The sequence below is a fragment of the Paenarthrobacter aromaticivorans genome (assembly GCF_019038615.1).
Taxonomy (GTDB): Bacteria; Actinomycetota; Actinomycetes; order Actinomycetales; family Micrococcaceae; genus Arthrobacter; species Arthrobacter aromaticivorans.
Genome location: NZ_JAHOPC010000009.1, coordinates 87,301 through 108,604, shown reverse-complemented (window position 1 = coordinate 108,604; position 21,304 = coordinate 87,301). Strand labels below are relative to the sequence as shown.

At 61.1% G+C, this 21,304-nt stretch carries 17 protein-coding genes; 10 read left to right on the top strand and 7 right to left on the bottom strand.

Annotated features, from left to right (window positions below; genetic code table 11):
* Positions 1–283 precede the first annotated feature (283 nt).
* Positions 284–718: a hypothetical protein gene (locus KSW38_RS15165; RefSeq protein WP_216925753.1), complete on the bottom strand. Its 435-nt coding sequence runs from the start codon at positions 716–718 to the stop codon at positions 284–286.
* 193 nt (positions 719–911) lie between these two features.
* Between KSW38_RS15165 and KSW38_RS15160 the strand changes: the two genes are divergently transcribed.
* A complete protein-coding gene (locus KSW38_RS15160) occupies positions 912–2,441 on the top strand; it encodes a SpaH/EbpB family LPXTG-anchored major pilin (RefSeq protein ID WP_216925752.1) in 1,530 nt (509 codons plus the stop codon).
* A gap of 11 nt (positions 2,442–2,452) precedes the next feature.
* On the opposite strand, the gene serB is transcribed toward KSW38_RS15160, so the two are convergent.
* Entirely contained in the window at positions 2,453–3,346 is an 894-nt protein-coding gene (serB, locus tag KSW38_RS15155) for a phosphoserine phosphatase SerB (protein WP_216925751.1), read from the bottom strand.
* A gap of 111 nt (positions 3,347–3,457) precedes the next feature.
* Between serB and KSW38_RS15150 the strand changes: the two genes are divergently transcribed.
* The 5 genes from KSW38_RS15150 (at position 3,458) to lplAB (ending at position 7,462) form a co-directional block, all read left to right on the top strand.
* Positions 3,458–4,243 (top strand): ABC transporter ATP-binding protein, encoded by a 786-nt coding sequence (locus KSW38_RS15150; RefSeq protein WP_216925750.1) that lies wholly within the window; start codon positions 3,458–3,460, stop codon positions 4,241–4,243.
* An 18-nt stretch (positions 4,244–4,261) separates the two neighbouring features.
* A complete protein-coding gene (locus tag KSW38_RS15145) occupies positions 4,262–5,047 on the top strand; it encodes a sulfite exporter TauE/SafE family protein (protein WP_216925749.1) in 786 nt (261 codons plus the stop codon).
* Positions 5,048–5,054: 7 nt separating this feature from the next.
* Entirely contained in the window at positions 5,055–5,864 is an 810-nt protein-coding gene (locus KSW38_RS15140) for a TrmH family RNA methyltransferase (RefSeq protein WP_216925748.1), read from the top strand.
* Positions 5,865–6,006: 142 nt separating this feature from the next.
* Positions 6,007–6,264 carry a type B 50S ribosomal protein L31 gene (locus KSW38_RS15135; RefSeq protein ID WP_216925747.1) on the top strand — a complete coding sequence of 86 codons (258 nt, stop codon included), beginning with the start codon at positions 6,007–6,009 and terminating at the stop codon, positions 6,262–6,264.
* Between the two features lie 88 nt (positions 6,265–6,352).
* A complete protein-coding gene (lplAB, locus tag KSW38_RS15130; RefSeq protein ID WP_216925746.1) occupies positions 6,353–7,462 on the top strand; it encodes a lipoate-protein ligase LplAB in 1,110 nt (369 codons plus the stop codon).
* A 13-nt stretch (positions 7,463–7,475) separates the two neighbouring features.
* On the opposite strand, the gene pepN is transcribed toward lplAB, so the two are convergent.
* Together pepN and KSW38_RS15120 are read right to left on the bottom strand one after the other, a co-directional pair.
* On the bottom strand, positions 7,476–10,079 hold the full coding sequence (gene pepN, locus KSW38_RS15125; protein WP_216925745.1) for an aminopeptidase N: 2,604 nt from the start codon (positions 10,077–10,079) through the stop codon (positions 7,476–7,478).
* A gap of 4 nt (positions 10,080–10,083) precedes the next feature.
* Positions 10,084–11,148 carry a YeiH family protein gene (locus KSW38_RS15120; RefSeq protein WP_216925744.1) on the bottom strand — a complete coding sequence of 355 codons (1,065 nt, stop codon included), beginning with the start codon at positions 11,146–11,148 and terminating at the stop codon, positions 10,084–10,086.
* 111 nt (positions 11,149–11,259) lie between these two features.
* On the opposite strand from KSW38_RS15120, the gene KSW38_RS15115 reads away from it, so the two are divergent.
* From KSW38_RS15115 to KSW38_RS15105, 3 genes are all read left to right on the top strand, one after another.
* Positions 11,260–12,816, top strand: coding sequence for a circularly permuted type 2 ATP-grasp protein (locus tag KSW38_RS15115; protein WP_216925743.1), 1,557 nt, complete (start codon positions 11,260–11,262; stop codon positions 12,814–12,816).
* Positions 12,817–12,898: 82 nt separating this feature from the next.
* Complete coding sequence (locus tag KSW38_RS15110; RefSeq protein ID WP_216925742.1) at positions 12,899–13,825, top strand: alpha-E domain-containing protein; 927 nt, start codon at positions 12,899–12,901, stop codon at positions 13,823–13,825.
* Positions 13,822–14,673: a transglutaminase family protein gene (locus tag KSW38_RS15105; RefSeq protein ID WP_216925741.1), complete on the top strand. Its 852-nt coding sequence runs from the start codon at positions 13,822–13,824 to the stop codon at positions 14,671–14,673. The genes KSW38_RS15110 and KSW38_RS15105 overlap by 4 nt, the downstream gene beginning before the upstream one ends.
* A 79-nt stretch (positions 14,674–14,752) precedes the next feature.
* Here the strand turns inward: KSW38_RS15105 and KSW38_RS15100 are convergent, their stop codons facing one another.
* Together KSW38_RS15100 and glgC are read right to left on the bottom strand one after the other, a co-directional pair.
* A complete protein-coding gene (locus KSW38_RS15100; RefSeq protein WP_216925740.1) occupies positions 14,753–16,204 on the bottom strand; it encodes an SDR family NAD(P)-dependent oxidoreductase in 1,452 nt (483 codons plus the stop codon).
* Positions 16,205–16,279: 75 nt separating this feature from the next.
* A complete protein-coding gene (gene glgC / locus KSW38_RS15095) occupies positions 16,280–17,692 on the bottom strand; it encodes a glucose-1-phosphate adenylyltransferase (RefSeq protein WP_216925739.1) in 1,413 nt (470 codons plus the stop codon).
* A gap of 93 nt (positions 17,693–17,785) precedes the next feature.
* Here glgC and glgA point away from each other — a divergent pair, with 93 nt between their 5' ends.
* Entirely contained in the window at positions 17,786–18,982 is a 1,197-nt protein-coding gene (gene glgA / locus KSW38_RS15090) for a glycogen synthase (RefSeq protein ID WP_216925738.1), read from the top strand.
* A gap of 130 nt (positions 18,983–19,112) precedes the next feature.
* Here glgA and KSW38_RS15085 read toward each other — a convergent pair whose 3' ends face one another.
* A complete protein-coding gene (locus KSW38_RS15085; RefSeq protein ID WP_216925737.1) occupies positions 19,113–21,266 on the bottom strand; it encodes an acyl-CoA dehydrogenase family protein in 2,154 nt (717 codons plus the stop codon).
* Positions 21,267–21,304 lie beyond the last annotated feature (38 nt).

Below are 21,304 nucleotides of genomic sequence, written 5' to 3'. Positions count from 1 at the left end.
TCCAGGTGCACCGGCACATTACGAAATGACTCATCCTCATTGGCGCGCACTTCAGTAGATAAATACTTTTTCTGACGTTTCCACCATCTTCGTGCGTGCCGCGAACGATTCACTTTCTGCCCCTGCTTTTTATTGACCCCGGGCTGCCTAACGCATCACGGCTCTGTCTTGGAGTTCCCAACTTTACACATTAAAAAGCCGCAGGAATGCTCCGTCTCAAGAAGCGAAACAGTCAATGACAATCGCATAAATTATTCCCGAGTTGGCGTCACGAATTGTGACCCTAAGCCTCTGAATCGTTTCTGTACAGCGACTTTCGATTAATGAAGGCAACGTTGATAATATGGTCCGCTCCGGCCTCGGTCGTATTTTGGAAGATCACTTGATACGGGATACGCCCAATCAAAAGGGCTATCCCGTCAGGAGCCCTGTCAGGCGTTTTGGACGCGTGTGCGAGCATGTCCCGGAAACCCGGGTGGTTCTCCACGTGCCCACGGATCCCGGATTGATCAAAGGATGCAAGGGTAGACAACCACACAGTTCCATCTGCTTCGATAACTCCGTGAGCCGGGTACACAACATGGCCGGTTTCGGTGGCGAAGCCGGATTCTGTTGGAAAGATCTTGAACCGCGCACACCACAAGGTGAAGTGCTTCCTCAGCACCCCGTCCGGGTCAGCTGAAACAACAGATCTGCAAAGGATTTCATGCTCCAGCAACGCATCTCCTTCGGTATGGGCAAGGCGACGTGCGCCAACTGGCAAGCGTCACATCTGATGAGTGTCCTGAGAGCGCCAATCGTTTCGCTGAAAAGGTTGTGGAATCCGCGTCATGAAGACTGTGCGGGCGCTACTCGGATGGTGGAGGCCCTCGGCCACGTGTCCAGGGCACCATCAATCGAAGGGGAAAAGTGTGACCAATCAACGCGCCTCACGACATTGGCGAGCGGCCGCAGCCACCTTGGTGGGGGCGGTGCTGGCTGTGTCCCTCTCCGTCGCGCCGGCATCCGCAGCGCCGGTGATCAACAGTGACCAAGCCGGTTCCATCACCGTTCACAAGTTCGAGAAGCCCAATATCGGCGGCGGTGGCAGCGGGAACAACGGCGGCGGTGGCCACAACAACGGCGGCGGGAACAACTTTTCCCGCGCCGTTCCTGACACCACCAACCTGACGCCCTTGCCTGGTATTGAGTTCACCATCCAGCAGGTCAATACCATTGATCTATCCACCAATGCCGGCTGGGACGCGGCACACAACCTTAGCTATGTGTTTGCGTCGTCTGACCCGTCCGGTTCCATCAATGCCGCTGGATACAGCCTGGGTGCCAGCCAGGCCCAGGTCACCGCTGCCGACGGTACTGCCATCTTCGCCAACTTGCCCATAGGCCTGTATCTGGTGACCGAGACCAACTATCCTGCCGGTGTCACGCCTTCGGCTCCGTTTCTTGTCTCGGTGCCGATAACCGATCCGGATAACCAGGACAACTGGATCTACGACGTCGATGTGTACCCGAAGAACTCTGTTTCCGGTGCGGAGAAGATCGTCACTGATGCTCCCGACGTCAAGCTCGGCGACCAGATCGATTGGACGATCACCGCTGATATCCCGAACGAGGCCGTGATCGACGGTTACAAGGTTGTGGATCAGCTCGACACCAAACTGACGTACGTCGGTGCCACCGTCATGCTGGAAGACGGTACTGAACTTATTGAAGGTACCGAGTACGTTGTGGGCTTCGATGCCACAACCAACACCGTCTCGGTGGTCTTCACCGACGCCGGCCGCGCCTTCCTGGCCTCCAGCAGCGGAACCCGTGTGCAGATCGTTGTGAGCACCAAGGTCAACACCATAGGCGAGATTGAAAACGTCGCACTTGCCTACCCGAACGCTGCGAGCTTCAACATCACCCCCGGTCAACCCGGAGGGCCGGTAGTAACGCCGCCTGTCGTTACCAAATGGGGCGGCATGACGTTGCAGAAGGTAGACGAGAATGCAGCCGGCCTGGCCGGCGCTTCTTTCTCCGTCTACACCAATGAGGCTGATGCCAAGGCGGGTACCAACCCCGTGGATATTGACGGCCAAAGTGTCTTCACCGTTGCCGACGATGGAACCTTGACTATTTCAGGCCTGCGCTACTCGGATTGGGCCAACGGTGCAGCCGTTGCCCCTGGGGACACCGACTACCGCACCTACTATCTGGTGGAGACCGCAGCACCGGCAGGCTACGAACTGCTTGCCGAACCCTTGTCTTTCCTGATCAACTCCTCGACCACAGCCGTCGGCATTGACCTGAGCGTGAAGAACATGCCTTCCAACGCCGGGTTCGAGCTGCCGCTGACCGGTGGGGTAGGATCGGCCCTGCTTTACGCAGCCGGCGCTCTCCTGGTCATTGGTGCGGGCCTGCTGTTCGTCCGTAACCGCAGGGCAGGTAACAACAGCTAGGCACCTGGGGTTCAGACGTTGGCGATGTGCCGCACGGCATCAAGGTACGGCATGTTGACGACGGCGTCTGCCACTGCACGGACGGCCGGTTTGGCGTTAAAGGCAACGCCAATTCCGGCTGCACCCAGCATGTCGAGGTCGTTGGCGCCGTCGCCCACCGCGATGGTGTGCTGAAGGTCGATCCCCTCGGCAGCTGCCCATTTACGCAGGTACTTCTCCTTCGCTGCGCGGTCAATGACGTCGCCCAGCACCCTGCCCGTCAAAGCGCCGTCGACTATTTCCAGCTCGTTGGCGATCCAGTAATCCAAACCGAGCTCTTCAGCTATGGGCCCCAGGATCTGGTTAAAGCCACCGGATACCACAGCCACCACGTGGCCAGCTTTCTTGAATGCGGCCACCAGTTCTGCTGCGCCAAGGCTGAGGCGCACTTCCGCACGTACAGAATCGACGACGGCGGCCGGCAGCCCGGCGAGGACCTCAACACGGGCGTAGAGGCTCTGTGCGAAATCCAGCTCCCCACGCATGGCTGCTTCGGTAACAGCTGCAACTTCGTCGCGCTTGCCTGCATAAGCGGCAAGCAACTCAATGACTTCCTGTTGGATCAGCGTGGAATCCACATCCATGATGAGCAGTTTCCTTGGAGCCTGTCGAAGGGCCTCCGGGACGATCGCAGTATCTACTCCGGCATCCGCGACCTCAGCCACCCGCCGTCGAACCGCCGCCAGGGCTTCGGGCGTGACTGCTTCAACGGCGAGACCAGCCGTGTGAACACCAAAGCGGTCGTCCCCGGACTGTGATTCCGATGACACTGCGGCACCGGCGTCAGCCAGCACTTTGCGCACGTTATCAAGCGATTCAGGGGACAAATTTACGCCATAGCTGACCGCAGCCAAGTTCGAAGTCATGGCCTCAATCCTACTGAGCATGCTACGTTCACCCGAATTCGTTTCTCCGCAGCAGCGGGCACATATGGCCAGTTATCAGTCATCTGTATTTTTGTCCTAGTGTCTACTGCTATGAGTGATGTTCTGGAATTGGCTTCCGTCAGCGTTGTCCGAGGCAAAAAGACCCTGCTGGACAAGGTTGACTGGCAGGTCAACGAAGGCGAACGCTGGGTCATTCTTGGCCCCAACGGTGCCGGCAAAACCACACTTCTCCAGATTGCTGCAGCGCGCCTGCATCCATCCAGCGGGACGGCCGGAATTTTGGACGAAACCCTGGGCCGCGTCGACGTCTTTGAACTGCGGCCCCGCATTGGCCTCTCTTCGGCAGCACTCGCTACCCAGATTCCGGAACACGAGAACGTCCTCAATGTCGTAGTTACCGCAGCTTACGGCGTTACGGGCCGCTGGCGCGAGGGATACGAACGCGATGACGAGCGACGTGCTTTCGGCCTCCTGAACGACTGGGGGATGGGCCCGCTGCTTAACCGTACGTTTGCCACGCTGTCCGAAGGCGAACGGAAACGGGTGCAGATCGCGCGCGCACTCATGACCGACCCCGAACTCTTGTTGCTGGATGAACCGGCCGCTGGCCTGGACCTCGGGGGCCGCGAGGAACTCGTCCACAAACTAGGTGAGCTGGCCAAGGACGAGGCAGCTCCTGCGATGGTCCTGGTCACCCACCACCTTGAAGAAGTTCCCCCGGGCTTCACCCACGCCATGCTGCTACGCGAAGGCGGGGTGGTGGCCGCCGGTGTGATTAAGGACGTCCTCACGGACGAACACCTGAGCAACACCTTCGGTCTTGCCCTGGACGTCACGGAAAACGCCGGCCGCTACACCGCAACCGCCCGCCGCTAGGCGGACCCCTGGTCGACTGTGGAGATTCTTAGCAGCGTTCTGGTCTTTTTTGCGGGCCTGTGGGCCGGCACCATCAATGCGGTGGTCGGCTCCGGCACCCTCGTGACCTTTCCTGTGCTCATCGCGCTGGGTGTGACTCCGGTGGTTGCCTCCATGAGCAACGCCATGGGCCTGGTGGCCGGCACTGCCGCCGGAGCATGGGGATATCGCCGGGAACTTGCGGGCCGCGGTAGGCAATTGTTGAAGCTGCTGCCAGCTTCCCTCCTGGGCGGTATCACCGGCGCATGGTTGCTGCTGCACCTGCCGGACAAGGTGTTCCACTACGTCGCCCCCTTCCTGCTGGTACTGGCGCTGCTGATGGTGATGTTCCAGCCTCGCCTCCAGGCCTCCGTGCGAAACCGTGAAGAGAACCCGGAGCATGCCCTCAGGGACCGGAGCCACGGCATCCTCCTGGTGGTCCTGGTTTACCTCGCCGGCGTTTATGGCGGCTACTTCGTAGCAGCCCAAGGGATTCTGCTCGTAGGAATACTGGGCGTGTTCCTCACCGGGACCATGCAGAACGCCAACGCAATGAAAAACATCTTGGTGCTCGGCGTCAACATGGTGGCTGCTGTGTCCTATCTGATCTTCGCCTTCGATCGAATCAACTGGCTCGTGGTCTTGCTTATTGGCGTGAGTTCAACTATTGGCGGCCTGGTTGGATCCAAGGTTGGCCGCAAGCTTTCGCCGCGCGTCTTGAGGGCTGTCATCTTTACCCTGGGCATCGTCGCCCTCGGCTTCATGATCGCCAATCTGCTGAAATAATCAGCCGGTGACGTTCCACTATCTCGAGTCCGCCGATGATCCCCGCGTGACCGACTACACCACGTTGACGGATGTGCACCTTCGCAAGCTTCGCGAGCCGGAGGAAGGCATGTATATTGCCGAATCCTCCAGGGTCCTTCGCCGCGCATTGGCAGCAGGTCATCAGCCACGCTCGTTCTTCCTGGCGGAGAAATGGCTGGAAGACCTCGACGACGTTTTCCAGGCCTATCCCGACGTTCCGGTGTTCATCGGCAAAGCCAAGCTTCTGGAAGAAATCACGGGATTCCACCTGCACCGCGGAGCGATGGCAGCCATGCACCGTCCGGCACCCGTGCCGCTGACGCAGCTGCTGGGGGGTGCCCGGCGGGTTGCCGTGCTCGAAGACATCGTGGACCACACGAACGTCGGCGCAATCTTCCGTTCGGCTGCCGCGTTGGGCATGGACGCCGTGCTCGTTTCGCCGCGCTGCGGGGACCCGCTGTATCGCCGGAGCGTCCGGGTCAGTATGGGAACGGTCTTCCAGGTTCCTTGGGCCCGTCTGGAAAGCTGGCCTGGTGACCTGGAAAGGCTCAAGGATCAGGGCTTCACAGTTGCCGCCATGGAATTGACCGAAGACGCTGTTGACCTTGATGAACTCGCTGCCCGCAACATCCCCAAACTCGCTCTGGTACTCGGCACGGAAGGTGCCGGAATGAGCGCGGAGACGCTTGCCGCCGTCGATCTCGCCGTCAAGATCCCGATGCGCGCCGGCGTCGATTCGCTAAACGTCGCATCCGCTTCGGCGGTGGCGTTCTGGGAACTTCGCCCCCAGGGCTGAGCCTGGTTCGTGCACCCGGCTGGTTTCGGCTATGATTGATTGTTGGCCCGGCCGCTGAAATCTCTACCTTGCAGCAGGCGGACCACCTCCATTCATACCTGGCAGCTGGCAAAATCCAGTTGCGTGAACAAAAGGTCCCATTATGAAGTCTGATATCCACCCGAAGTACGAAGCTGTTGTTTTCAACGACCTGGCTTCCGGCACGAAGTTCCTGACCAAGTCGACTGTGTCTTCCTCGAAGACCATCGAATGGGAAGACGGAAACACCTACCCGGTTATCGACGTCGAAATCTCTTCGGAGTCCCACCCGTTCTACACGGGCAAGCAGCGCATCATGGACTCCGCTGGCCGCGTCGAGCGCTTCAACGCTCGCTTCAAGGGCTTCGGCGGCACGAAGTAACCCACTTCGCCCCAAGGCTTTTCGAAAGCCCGCATTGCTGGAATTTCCAGCAATGCGGGTTTTTTCGTTTTCCGGCAAGATGGAAACCATGACGTTCCAGCCCGCACCCGAACAACACCCTAAGTACATTGACGACGGCGCCGCTCGCCTTCACGGGGAGTATAAAGTTCCCGGCGGCAAACTCGTGGTGGTGGACTTGGACGTCCAGGACGGCCTCTTGGCCGACGTTTCACTCAGTGGAGATTTCTTCCTGGAACCCGATGAGGCCCTGGGGGACATCAACGCCGCTCTGACTGGACTGCCCGCGACGACCCCGGCTGCAGACATCTCTGCGGCTGTCTCGGCCGGGTTGCCCCAAGGGGCTGTGTTGTTTGGATTCTCTCCAGAGGCCGTCGCGGTGACCGTCCGCCGTGCGCTGTCCAAAGCCACCAGTTGGTCCGATCACCAATGGGAAATCATCCCTCCTACGGTCCTGCCCACACACGTCAACGTTGCACTCGACGAGGTCCTCACGGAAGAAGTTGGCGCGGGACGCCGAAATCCCACCCTGCGGTTCTGGGACTGGGAAGAACCTTCGGTGGTCATCGGGAGTTTCCAGTCCGTTCGGAACGAGGTGGATCCCGACGGCGTGTCCAGGCACGGCATCACGGTAGTTCGCCGTATCAGTGGTGGCGGTGCAATGTTCATGGAAGCTGGCAACTGCATCACCTACTCCCTCTACGTACCGCAGACGTTGGTGGATGGCATCAGTTTCGCCGATTCCTACGCCTTCCTTGATGCATGGGTCATGGCGGCGTTGGAGAAGCTCGGCATCACCGCTTTCTATGTTCCCCTCAATGACATCGCCACTGAGCAAGGCAAGATCGGGGGCGCGGCCCAGAAACGGCTGGCCAACGGAGGGATGCTGCACCACGTGACCATGAGCTATGACATCGACGCCGACAAGATGGTGGAGGTGCTGCGCATCGGCAAGGAAAAGCTCTCAGACAAAGGCACGCGCAGCGCCAAGAAGCGAGTGGACCCATTGCGCCGTCAGACCGGCTTGGCCCGCGCCGCCATCATTGAGGCCATGCAGGAAGTTTTTGCGGAACGCTACGGCGCAGTTGAATCCCGCGTGTCGGACGATGAACTTTCCGAAGCCAGGAAGCGGGTGGAAACGAAGTTCGGCACGGAGGAGTGGTTGAACAGGGTTCCTTAATGCGCTGATGCCCCTACCCGGCTGCCTGTGCCGTCAGCGCCCGCAGCAGGTGGCTACGCTGTTCGATGATGATGCGGCGCAAAGCACGGGGAGCGTCAGTATGCTCCTGCAGCCACCGGTCAGTCGTTACCAGCACTGGATGCGTGATTGGCTCCATTCCGGCCGCCAGATCCTGGGCGCCGGGGTAGAGGCCCCTGACGATCCTGCCTGCGATTTCGATGCTGCGCTCAGTCCAGACACGTTCCAGGCATTCAAAGTAGGGCTCGATGTATGGCTCCAGGAGGTCTCTGGGCGCAATGGTGAAACCCGTGATTGTTGCGCTGAGGATCTCGTTGGACAGCCCGGTAGTGTTGACGGCTGCGTCCCACGCTGCCGCCTTTACGGAGGCATCAGGGCGGGCTGAGGAGGCTACTGCATGGCCTTCGCGGCCGGAGGCCGTCTTGTCCGCCTCAAGTTCAGCGTCCAGCTCGCGCTGCATGGCTTGTCCGTGGGCGGCGAGGGCCTGCCAGAAACTCCAGCGCAGTTCGGCATCGACCGCCAAGCCGTCAATGACCGTGGCGCCTTCAAGGATGCCCCGCAGCAGGGGGAGCTCGCTGTCGCCGTGCCTGGAAACATCGGCCAGGGCCCTGGCCCAGGCAAGCTGGTGGTCGGATCCAGGGGCTGCGGATTGCAATTGGGCGGCGGCGACTGCCAGAAAGTCCTTACGCACGCCATCCCGCACGGCACCGGGGACGTAACGTTCAATAGCGGTGGCTGCATTTCCCAACACGTTCTGGAGGACGCCGATCCCGGTTTCAAGGGGCGCGAAACGCTCGACGGCGGCAATGTACCGTACCGCTGGCGTTGCGCCGTCCCGAGCCGAATCCCACAGGGCGGTCCAGCATAGCGCCCGTGCCATGGGGTCCTGGATGGTTCCCAGGGAGGTCCGGACTGTGTGCTCCGAAAGGGCGTCCAGCCGCACCTTCGCGTAGCTGAGGTCCTCATCGTTGACCAGCAGCAGGGCGGGCCGGGGCCTCCCTGCCAGTTCGGCCACCAACGTGCTCGGGCCGGAGACGTCCAGCTCGATGCTCTCCCTCCGGACGAGGTGTCCCGAGGAATCCGGGTCATACAAGCCCAACCGGAGCCGGTGGGGCCGCAACTCCTGCTTGCCCGTCAGTGGGTCCCTCGCATCCTGTTGGAGCGTCACGGCGCCCATGATCCCGTCGTCATCCACAATGTCTGCGGTGATGGTGGAAATGCCTGATGTCTGCAGCCATTGGCGCGCCCAGCCGGCAAGGTCCCTTCCCGACGCGACGCTGAGCGCTTGTAGAAGGTCGTGTAGCGAGGTGTTGCCGAACTCGTGGTCCCGGAAGTACTGACGGGATCCGGCGATAAAGTCGTCAAAGCCCACGTAAGACACCAGTTGCTTCAGAACAGAGGCCCCTTTGGCATACGTGATTCCATCAAAATTCTGCTTGGCCGCTTCGAGGTCCGGAATGTCGGCAACGATGGGGTGCGTGGTAGGCAGCTGGTCCTGTACGTAGGCCCAGGCTTTGCGCTTGCTGGCGAAGTTCACCCATGCGGTATCCCAGTCAGTGGCCCGGTCCACGCCGAGGGTCCCCATGTAGTCGGCAAAGGATTCTTTCAGCCAGAGGTCGTCCCACCAGGTCATGGTGACGAGGTCACCGAACCACATGTGGGCCATCTCGTGCATCAGAGTGTTGGCGCGCGCCTGGTACTGGGCGTCTGTTGCCCGCGAAGCATAGACATACTTCTCAGTGAAGGTGACCAGGCCGGGGTTTTCCATGGCTCCGAGGTTGTACTCGGGCACGAACGCCTGATCGTATTTGCCCCAAGGGTAGGGGTAGTCGAAAAGTTCATTGAAGAACGCCAGCCCGCTCTTGGTCAGCCGGAAGAGTTCATCGGCATCGAACGACTCCGCCAAAGACGCCCGGCAGTAGAGGGCCAGTGGGACGTCAAGGCGGGTGCCGTCGTCGAGCGTTGCTCCCCAATGATCAGTGGCCTTGAAGTAGGGCCCGGCAAGGATGGTGGTGATGTAGGTGGACATCCGCTTGGTGGTAGCAAAGTCCCAGCTGCAGGCTGCCGCATCGTCCGCTAGAGGCGCTCGGGCGGTCTCCACGCCATTGGAGGCGACTTCCCATCCTGCGGGAGCGACGACGTGGAAAGTGAATTCGGCTTTGAGGTCGGGCTGCTCGAAGTTGGCGAAGACGCGACGGCTGTCGGCCGGTTCGTACTGGGTGTAGAGATAGCACTGGCCATCGGCGGGGTCGACGAAACGGTGCATGCCCTCTCCGGAGCGGCTGTAGAGCGCTGTTCCTGTCACAGTGACCGTGTTTTCGGCGGCCAGGTCTTCCAGGATGATCCTGTCCCGGTCCACTACACGGTCAACTTCAAGGGCCTTGCCGTTCAGCATCACTGACTTCACTCCGCCACTGATGAAATCCAGGAAGGTAGCTGAGCCGGGTTCGGCTGAAAACCTGATAGTGCTGGTGCTCGGGTAGCCGGCGGTTGCGGGATCTGCCGCGTCGCGGACATCGAGGGTGACGTCGTAGCTATGGGTGGTGATCAGGGCTGAACGTGTTGCGGCTTCATCGCGCGAGAGATTGTGATTCGACACACAGCTATCTAATCATGATCCATACGGCGCCCAGGCCTAGCGATGCGATGAGCAGCCACGATCCCAGTGCCACAGCAACGGCACGGCCCCCGGTATGAACGAGGGTGCGTACACGCACCGCGGAACCGAGCCCGAACAGGGCGGTCGCGAGCAGGATGTCCTGTACACCGGCGGCGGCTTCCAGAGCTGCCGGTGGCACCCACCCCAAGGTGCGAACGCCCACCATCGCGATGAAGCCAACCACAAACAGAGGGACAATTGGCGGAAACCGGCCATCGGCGTCGTGCTGTCCTGATTGACCCGATACGCCGTTGGCCCGTCGCCGTACGTGCACCACGCGCTGGTGAAGCCCTGCTGCCGCCGCGATGGGCGCCAAGAGCACCACCCGCGTCAATTTAACGACGACGGCGACAGCCAGCGCCGCCGTCCCTGCAGTTTGGGCGGTGGCAACCACTTGGCCCACGTCGTGCACGGACGCACCGGTCCACGCTCCGAATTGTTCCGGGTTCAAGCCCAGGGGGTGCATGAGGAGGGGGAGCACCCCAATCGCCAGGGTGCCACACAACGTCACCAGCGCCACGGGAAGTACAGTGTCCTGGTGCTTGACCCGCCTTACCGCTGCCATGGCCCCGATGGCCGACGCACCGCAAATGGAGAACCCTGTGGCGATCAGGAGTGCCGCCTCATCCGGAAGGCGGAGGATCTTCGCGAGTCCGTAGGTTCCGGCAAAACTCAGTAACACCATGGCTGCAATCAGAAGCAGTGACAGCCACCCCATTCCGAGGATGTCGCCCATGCTCACCTTGAGTCCAAGCAGGACGATTCCGGCACGCATAAGGTGCTTCCCGGCGAAGTCCAGGCCTGGCCGGGCGCGCCCCGCCGCCCAGACAGCAGTGCCCGGTATATTTGCAGAGAGCAGGCCCAGTGCAACAGCAAGCGTCATGACGGGAATAGCCCCCAATGCCGGAAATACCGCGTGGACGGTGAAGGCGACTCCCGTTGCGGCAATACTCAGGACCAACCCCGGCCCCAGCCGGGACAGGTGGGGCGCAGGACTGTTCAAGGGCATGCCTCAACCCTGCCGGATGGGGGCACCGAAAGGCGAACCGGGAGTCTCCGGAAACCGCGACACAACCAGTGCGAAATGCGCTTGACTCAAAAAGGTGATTGTCTAATTCCCATGTCTGACCTATTTCAGGATTATTCCGAGGCCGCTGCGCGCAGCGGCGCCTACGACGAGATGTTCGCCCCCGGCCACGTCGCCAGAAAATCCTACGGTCAGGTTGCCGGTGCACTGCGCGAGCTTTCCCTGGCCGATGTCACCGCCCGCGCCGATTCCATGGCACGCACGTTCCTGGACCGCGGTGTGACTTTCGACTATGCGGGGGAGGAGCGGCCGTTTCCGCTGGATATCGTCCCGCGCGTTATCCCTGCTGACGAGTGGGATGTCCTTGAGCGCGGCGTGGCACAGCGGGTCAAGGCCCTTGAAGCGTTTCTCAACGATGTATATGGCCGGATGGCAGTGGTGGCTGACGGAGTCATTCCCCGGCAACTTGTCACCACAAGCGCCCATTTCCACCGTGCCGTTCACGGCTTCGAACCGTCCGGCGGAGTCCGCGTCCACGTATCCGGCATCGACGTCGTCCGTGATGCTGAAGGCACCTTCCGTGTCCTCGAGGACAATGTCCGCGTCCCGTCCGGAGTGAGCTACGTACTGGAGAACCGCCGCGCCATGGCCAAGGGCCTGCCCGAGGCATTCGGCCAGCAGCACATTCGGCCCGTGGAGGAGTACCCCCGCAGGCTCCTCTCAGCGCTGCGCAAGACCGCACCGGCCGGCGTCGACGATCCCACGGTTGTGGTCCTGACGCCGGGCGTTTTCAACAGCGCATATTTTGAGCACACCCTCCTTGCCGGACTCATGGGCGTGGAGTTGGTGGAAGGGCGGGACTTGATCTGCCGCGGCAACCGTGTGTACATGCGGACCACAGCCGGCGAGCAACGCGTCGATGTCATTTACAAGCGCATCGACGACGACTTCCTGGATCCCTTGCAGTTCCGTTCCGATTCCATGCTTGGCTGCCCGGGCCTCGTCAACGCCGCCCGCGCTGGTGGTGTCACCATCGCCAACGCTGTTGGGAACGGCGTAGCCGATGACAAGCTCGTGTACAGTTACGTGCCTGACCTGATCCGGTACTACCTTCACGAAGAGCCGATCATCGCCAACGTCGACACTTTCCGGCTCGAGGAAAAGGAAGCCAGGGAACATGTTCTGGACCGCTTGGAGGAGCTGGTGGTCAAGCCCGTCGATGGCTCAGGCGGTAAGGGCCTGGTCATCGGCCCGGATGCTTCCAAGGACGAGCTTGATGCTTTGCGGAAGCGCGTGATGGCGGATCCCCGTGGCTGGATCGCACAGCCAGTTCTCCAACTCTCCACGGTACCCACGCTCTCCGGAGATAAGTTCGGCCCGCGGCACGTGGACCTCCGCCCCTTTGCAGTCAACGACGGCGACGACGTCTGGGTCCTTCCCGGCGGCCTGACCCGGGTGGCACTCAAGGAAGGTTCACTGATTGTGAATTCCAGCCAGGGCGGCGGTTCCAAGGACACCTGGGTGTTGGCCAATTCGCCGCAAATGCCTGCCGAGATCATTCCGCGCCAGTCCGTGACGGTCCGCGAACAGGTCTCTGTGTGGCCGGTGGAAAGCAACTGGCGGGACCGCCAGACGGAGCAGCAACAATGATCCGGATGGCAGGGCCCAGAGGGACCCCTGCTCCATTGACCCCCGAACTTCGACAAGCACCACGCGAAGGAGGCGCAGTTTCATGCTGAGCCGTATTGCCGAGTCACTTTTCTGGATCGGACGCTATGTAGAGCGGGCCGACGGCACTGCCAGAATCCTGGACGTGCACTTGGAGCGCCTGAACCATCTGCCCCTTGAAGAGCAGCGCAGTGTTGCGCGCGAACTCCTCGCCGTAATGGGCGCTAAACCACAAAGCGAAGACTTCGGCCTGCCCGAATTGCTGCATGCACTTGCCTATGACAAGCAGAGCGCATCCTCCATCGCGGGCTCGCTTGGCGCCGCACGTGAGAACGCACGCAGGGCGCGGGAAACCGTCTCGCAGTCACTCTGGGAAAGCCTCAACACCACGTATTACGGCCTCAGCCAGCATCGCAAGGACGTTGTGGGAACCTACCGTTTCTGCAACTGGGTCCTTGAGCGGACCGCCATGGTGCGCGGGCTGGCGGACACCACCGTCAGCCACGACGAGAGCTGGCTGTTCATGGTGCTCGGGCGTTCGCTTGAGCGTGCCGACATGACAGCACGCATGTTGTCCACACGGGATGTGCAGTCCGCCGGAATGTCCTGGGTGAACATGCTGCGGTGTGCTGGCGCGTACGAGTCCTTCATCCGGACCCGGAGGGCCGCATTTGGCGACCAGCACGCAGCCGAGTTCCTGCTTCTGGACCGTTTGTTCCCACGCTCGATCGTCTACGCCCTGCGCGACGCGGACGAGTGCCTGGCAAAGCTGGATCCGTCAGCACAGCGGGTCGGCTTCATCAACGATGCCCGTCGGATTGTTGGGCAGGCCAGAACGTTCCTTGAGTTCCACAGGACCGATGACCTGATGTCCGAATTGCCCGAGCATATGGAACGTGTGCAGAAGGCCGTAACCCAGGCTTCGGACGCGATTTCCCGTAAGTACTTCAATCAGGCTGATGAGCACGCCTGGGTGGGAGAAGTTTCATGACCCGGCTGAGCATCGTCCACAAGACGGCTTACAAATACAACCGACGCGTGACGTTGTCCTACAACGAGGCGCGGATGACTCCATTGACGGACGGCCAGCAGGTTGTCTTGGAATCCTCGCTGAAGGTTTCACCGAACCAGGCCTCGGTCAGCACCTACCGCGACTACTGGGGCACGCGCGTCACTGCCTTCGATATGCAGATGCCCCACGAGAGCCTGGAGGTCCTTGCGACGGCCACGGTGGAAGTGCACCGCACCGAGCGCGTGGCAACCGAAGACGACATCGTGGGCTGGGACGTCATCGGCTCGGAGAAGATCCAGGACGAGTTCAGCGATTGGCTGCCCCAGTCCCGCTTGAGCGGTCCGGGTGAGGAAGTCCTCGGCATCATTCCAGGCGTGGTGGACGGTAAGAACCCCCATGAGGCCGCGTTGGCCATCTTTTCGTGGATGGCCGGCGAGATGACGTACATGAAGGGCACCACGGGTGTCACGACGAATGCCGAACAGGCGTGGACGCAACGCCAGGGTGTCTGCCAGGACCTTGCCCATTTGGCCATTGGCGCCTTGCGTAGCCGGGGCATACCAGCGCGCTACGTTTCGGGCTACATCCATCCGCGGTCCTCCGCTGACATCGGCGAAACGGTGGCCGGTCAGTCCCACGCGTGGCTGGAATGGTGGGACGGCGAATGGCGCAGTTGGGACCCCACCAACCACAAGCCCGCCGGCGACTACCACGTGACCGTGGCGAAGGGACGGGACTACCGGGATGTTCCGCCGCTGAAAGGCATTCTTTCCGGGGGTGGAGGTTCGGGCCTATCCGTTTCCGTGGAGATCACCCGCCTCGCATAAGTATTTTTCTTTACAGATATGGCCCCTGGAAGCATTCCTAGGGGCCATATTCTGTATCAAAACTCAAAGAATTCTTGATTTACCAGGGGGAGGGCTTGTAGTCCTTGAGGAACACCCCGTACTGGTCCTCGCCGTTCTCGCCCATCACGATGGGGTCGTACACGCGGGCGGCACCGTCCACCAGGTCCAAGGGCGCGTGGAATCCTTCTTCCATGAGCCGCACCTTGGTGTAGTGCGGGCGTTCATCGGTGATCCAACCGGTGTCTACGGCAGTCATGAGGATGCCATCGGAATCCAACATTTCCTGGGCGCTGGTGCGCGTCATCATGTTCAAGGCGGCTTTGGCCATATTGGTGTGAGGATGTCCCGGACCCTTGTAGGCGCGGGAGAACTGCCCTTCCATGGCCGAAACGTTCACGATGTACTTTCGACGTGCCGTTGAGCGTTTCATGGCATCGCGCAGTCGGCTGACCAGCAGGAACGGAGCTGTGACGTTACACAGCTGCACTTCGAGCATTTCGAGCGGATCCACTTCGTCCACTACCTGCGTCCAGCTGTTGATAGTGGCGAGGTCGGGGACCAGCCCACCGGCATCGATAGCCGTTCCGGATTCGATCCTGGCCAAAGACGCCGAACCGGTAGAGAGCGCCAGGGAAGTGATCGCGTCTCCGGCAAGGACAGGATGTTCGGTGACGCTGCTGGCTAGGGCCAGTGGATGCTTGTCATGGGCGTGGCCGAACGTGACCAGCTCGGGGCCTCCGTTGGCAGCCTCCAAGGCGGCCGGCAAGGGTTCGTCCTCGGCGTCTACCAAGGGCTTGTAGGCGTTGCCGGAGCGTCGCACGGTTTGCGCGGCATTGTTGATGATGATGTCCAGCGGGCCGGCCTTGTTCAGGGAGTCCGTCAGGGCCATCACCTGGGCGGGATCACGGAGGTCGATGCCAACAATCCGCAGGCGGTGCAGCCAATCCGCGCTGTCTTCCATGGCAGCAAACCGACGTGCCGCGTCTTTGGGGAAGCGTGTTGTGATGGTGGTGTGGGCGCCATCCCTGAGCAAGCGGAGCGCAATGTACATACCAATCTTGGCGCGTCCACCGGTTAACAAGGCATTGCGGCCCGTGAGGTCCGTGCGGGCATCGCGTTTACTGTGGCTGAATGCAGCGCACTCCGGGCACAGCTGGTGGTAAAACGCATCCACCTGCGTGTAGTGCTGCTTGCAGATATAGCAGGGACGGGAACGGATCAGGTGGCCCGCAACCTCGCCGGTGGCTGACGGAGCAAGCTTGTTGCCACGCGTTTCGTCGTCAATGCGGTCCGGCGCAGCTGTTGCGGTGAGGGCAATGACTGCACGGTCGGCTTCCGCTATCAGGTCCCGCTTGGTGACGCGGCGGTGCCGCTTGACGGCTTTGAACATCTTGCCCGTTGCACGGCGGACTGCGACGTAGTCCGGGTGCTCCTCGTCATAGACGTGGATTGTGGTCAGAACCTTGAGGCAGGCCTGGATCTCTTCAGGCGTCAGATCGGTGGAGCTCATTGACCTGATTTTACAGCCTTGGGAGCCTGAGGCCTGCCTCGGGTTCTACCAGCGCAGCCGGTGCCGGGCGGGAGACTAGCGGCCGGCGCCCTGTGATGCTGCGTCTACTACCCGGGCCTGGATGCCGGCAGCTACCTTTTCTGCAGAATCCAGGATTTCGGGGTCATCCTGGGTGGCAGCCTTAACGGCTTCCGGCAGGCCGCGGCGGTACTCCGCGGACAACGCGAGCTCCTCCTCGCCAGGTTCAGGTACAAGCTGTCCCTTGGCAAGTACTGTGATCCCGGATTCGGTGACCTTGTAGCCACGGGCCTTGTCCAGCGCCGGGTCCAGGCCGATCGCGGCGCCGGCAGGGACCTTGACGTTCTTGTCCAGGATTGCCCGCTTGATCACTGCGCCTTCGCCGACGCGGACCTTATCCATCAGTACTGAATCCTGGACACGGCTGCCCGCCTCCACGAAGACGTCGTTGGAGAGCACGGACCCTTCAACGATGCCGCCTGAGATGACCACACCGCTGGCCACGATGGAGTCCAGGGCGGTGCCCACTGTGCTGTTCCCGCCGCGGACAAACTTAGCGGGAGGGGAAATGCTCTGGCGGGTGTAGATGGGCCACTCGGAGTTGTAGAGATTGAAGACGGGAACGGGGGAAATGAGGTCAACGTGGGCGTCGTAGAAGGAGTCGATGGTGCCAACGTCCCGCCAGTAGGTACGGTCGCGTTCCGTCGCCCCAGGGATGTCATTAAGCGTGAAGTCATAGACGCCGGCCTCACCCTTGTCCACGAAATAGGGAATGATGTCCCCGCCCATGTCGTGCTTTGTATCCAGGCGCTCGGCGTCAACATGAAGGGCCTCAACCAGGGCGTCCGCGTTGAAGACATAGTTGCCCATGGAGGCGAGGAACTGGGTGGGATCGGCCGCAAGCCCGGGCGTGCTGGCCGGCTTCTCCACGAATGCCGCAATCTTCTGGGGATCGTTCTGGTCAACTTCAATCACACCGAACTGGTTGGCCATGTTCAGCGGCTGCCGTACGGCTGCTACTGTAGCCTTCGCGCCGCTGGCGATGTGCTGTTCCACCATTTGTGAGAAGTCCATGCGGTAAACGTGGTCCGCGCCGACCACAACCACAATGTCCGGAGCGTCATCGTGAATAAGGTTCAGGGACTGGTAGATGGCGTTGGCGCTGCCAAGGAACCAGCTCTTGCCGACGCGCTGCTGCGCGGGTACGGAAGCTACGTAGCGGCCCAACTGCGTGGACATGCGCCAGGTCTCGGAGATATGTCGGTCAAGGCTGTGGGATTTATACTGCGTCAGAACGACGATTTTCAAATATCCCGAATTGACCAGATTCGATAGTGCAAAGTCAATAAGCCTATAGCCCCCCGCAAACGGAACCGCTGGCTTCGCCCGGTCCGCCGTCAAAGGCATGAGGCGATTGCCTTCGCCGCCAGCCAACACGATTGCCAATACTTTCTTCAACGCCATGGTCATAGCTCCCCGTACGTCTTCGTAGCCCCCAAAAGTCCGATTTTCCGGACCCTTTCACACTAGAACACATAAGCCGGAACGACTACGTTGGGTAACGTGCGAATAGACATTGTGACTAAAGAATTCCCTCCGGAAATTTATGGCGGTGCCGGTGTCCACGTTGCCGAGCTCAGCCGGGTGCTGGCGAAGCACGTGGATCTTCATGTTCGGGCGTTTGGCGCCCCACGTGATGCCGACTACCATGGGGCCACCGTGGCTTCCTACGGCACACCCGAGGACCTCGGCGACGCCAATGCTGCCCTCCAGACGTTGGGCGTGGATCTTCGGATCGTTCCGGACATTGCGGGAGCGGATCTCGTCCACTCGCACACCTGGTACGCGAACATGGCAGGGCACCTCGCTTCGCTGCTGCATGGCATTCCCCATGTACTGAGTGCCCACAGCCTGGAACCGTTGCGTCCGTGGAAGGCCGAACAGCTCGGTGGCGGCTACGCATTGTCCTCATGGGTGGAGAAGACAGCCTACGAAGCTGCCGCGGCGATCATCGCCGTATCCGATGGAATGAGGCAGGACATCCTGCGCAGCTACCCTGACGTTGACCCCGCCAAGGTCCGGGTGGTGCATAACGGGATCGACGTTTCCCTGTGGGAACGGGACGAAGAGGACGACGCCATCCGTGCGTTGGGCATAGATCCCGCCAAGCCAAGTGTGGTGTTCGTTGGCCGGAACACCCGCCAAAAGGGCGTCCCCTACCTGCTGCGCGCCGCTTCCAGCCTTCCCGCCGATGTTCAACTGGTCCTCTGCCTTGGTGCAGCTGACACTCCCGAATTGGCAGCTGAAACAGCACGCCTCATTGAGGAGCTCCAAAGCAAGCGTGAGGGCGTGATCCTCATTGAGCGAATGCTGCCGCGCCGGGAACTCATCCAGGTCCTCAGCCATGCCACCGCATTTGCCTGCCCCTCCATCTACGAACCGCTGGGCATCGTGAACCTTGAAGCCATGGCTTGTGGCGCCGCTGTGGTGGCAAGCGCAACCGGCGGCATTCCAGAGGTGGTCCAGCATGGCGAAACCGGTTTGCTGGTCCCCTTGGAGCAGGTAACCGACGGTACGGGAACACCGCTGGACCCACAGAAATTTGTGGCCGACTTTGCTGCAGCCCTTAACGAGGTAGTGGCAGATCCAGCGCGCGCCCGCAAGATGGGCATGGCGGGACGGCGCCGCGCCGAGGAACACTTCTCGTGGGAATCGATCACTGAAACCACCCTTGAGGTATACCGCTCCGTTCTTAACTGAGCAGCCTTAGCTCAAAACCGTCCGGAAAAGCAGAGAAAACTACGACGGCGCCGCCCCCTTGACTGGGGACGGCGCCGTCGTGGTTTGGCCAAGCTTTCGATAAAGTTCACTGACCGGAAATCTCGTACCGTTAGCGGGACTTGGACGCCTTCAGTGCCAGCAGTGACTTCTCGTCCGCTGGCGCGGTGCCGCTGGCCCGCTCTTTACGGAAATGGGTTCGGGCCTCATCCTGGCGGCTTGCTTCGGCGCCGGTCGCGATTGCTGCGCGCAGGTGCTCGGGTCCGTAGCCAAAGGCATCCACGAGGTCCAGCGCGTGGGGACGGATCTTGACCAGCAGCCGGTTGATGTACGTCCCCACGGTCCGGCCCCGTTGCATGGAGAGCCGGCCGTTCATGAGGTACCACGACAAGTGCTTCTCGATGAGCGAAAGCCCGAACAGATCCCGCAGCCAGGTGAGGACCCGCTTGGTTCCCTCATCGGAAACCTCCGCCAGTGCCTCCGTGAAAGCTTCCCACTGGAGGAGCTCGGCATGGGCTTGAGCGGCTTCGATGAGTTCATGCTGGTGCTGGTTGAACAGGGCTGCCGCCTGGTGCTGCGGCAGCTTGTTGGCGCCCTTCAGCGCCGCACCTACTTCGGCCACCATGGACTGCACGCGGTCCGTCAGCAGGGTCCGCTGGCCTTCCTCGTCGCGCAAAGCCAGTGCTGCTTTCTGCACCGAACCCGTGTCAGCTACGAACTGAGCAACCTGCCGAAGGCCCGTCCTGTGCAAGGCGACACCCGCGGCCTGGTCCACTACATACCGCGCAAGCACGCCGAAGTCTGCATTGCGGAATTCCTTGGCATAGTCGGCCAGTAGACGCTTGGCCACCAACTGCAGCAGGACGGTGTTGTCGCCTTCAAAAGTCACGTAAACGTCAAGGTCGGCGCGCAACGAGGCAAAGCGGTTCTCGATCAGGAAGCCTGCGCCACCACAGGCTTCGCGGCACTCCTGCAGAGTGTCCAGCGCATGCCAGGTGCTGAGGGGCTTCAGTGCGGCCGCCAAGGTTTCCAGATCCTGACGGTCGGCGTCGGTATCGTGGGCGCCGGAGAAAACGTCGTCGAACTTTTGCAGGAGCTGCTCGTGGGCAAAACTCGCAGCGTACGTCGTGGCAAGGCGGGTGAACAGGCGCCGCTGATGACGCTGATAGTCCAGCAGGACTTCTTCGTCAGTGGGTGAGGAAGCGTTGAACTGACGGCGCTCGGTGGCGTACTGGATGGCTGTCTTGAGCGCCACCTTGCTGGCCGCCACAGCTGCCCCGTCCAAGGAGACCCGGCCTTGGACCAAGGTTCCAAGCATCGTGAAGAAGCGGCGGCCCGGGCTCTCGATGGTTGATGAATACGTGCCATCGACAGCTACATCGCCGTATCGGTTCAGGAGGTTGGTGCGGGGGATACGGACGTCGGTGAAGTGGAGCCGGCCGTTGTCGATGCCGTTGAGACCGCCCTTGATGCCATCATCTTCCCCGCCGATGCCTGGCAGGAATTCTTTGGTGGTGGGGTCGCGCAGCTCCACATAGAAGGCGTGCACGCCGTGGTTAATGTTTTTGGTTACCAGCTGCGCAAACACGACGGCGGCCAGGCCATCGTTTGCGGCGTTGCCGATGTAGTCCTTCCAAGCTGCCCGGAAGGGGGTGTTGATGACGAATTCCTGGTTCGCCTCGTCATAAGTGGCCGTAGTGGCGATGCTGGCGACGTCGGAGCCGTGGCCCGTCTCCGTCATCGCGAAACAACCCGGAATTGCCAGGCTCATGATGCCGGGGAGCCATTTGTCGTGGTGCTCCCGGGTACCAAGGTGCATGACAGCGGAGCCAAAGAGGCCCCACTGAACGCCGGCCTTGATCTGCAGTGACGGGTCGGCCGTAACGAGCTCTTCGAATCCGGCAACATTGCCGCCGTGATCATCCGAACCTCCCAGGCGGGTGGGGAACGCCCGGTGTACAGCATTGTTGTCCACCAGGAACTTCAATTGTTCAAACACGCGGGCCCGGTGTTCCGTGTGGTGGAGGCCTTCAATTTTGCGGACGTCGGGATGACCGGCTATTTGGCGGGCTTGGTGCCGGATGTGGGCCCATTTGCCCAAGAGCTGCTCACCCAGCGCTGCGACATCCACCACCGGGTCCGCAGCCCGCTTGCCGGATCCACTGGTACCGGAGTCACTGGTGCCGGAGTCATTGGTGCGAATGGCCGCGTCCTCGCGGCCTGATGGTTGATGGGCTGATGAAGCCCGGTCCACTACTTCAGTCATGTTGGTTCCTTCTTTGGTTCTTACAACTGATGGATCAC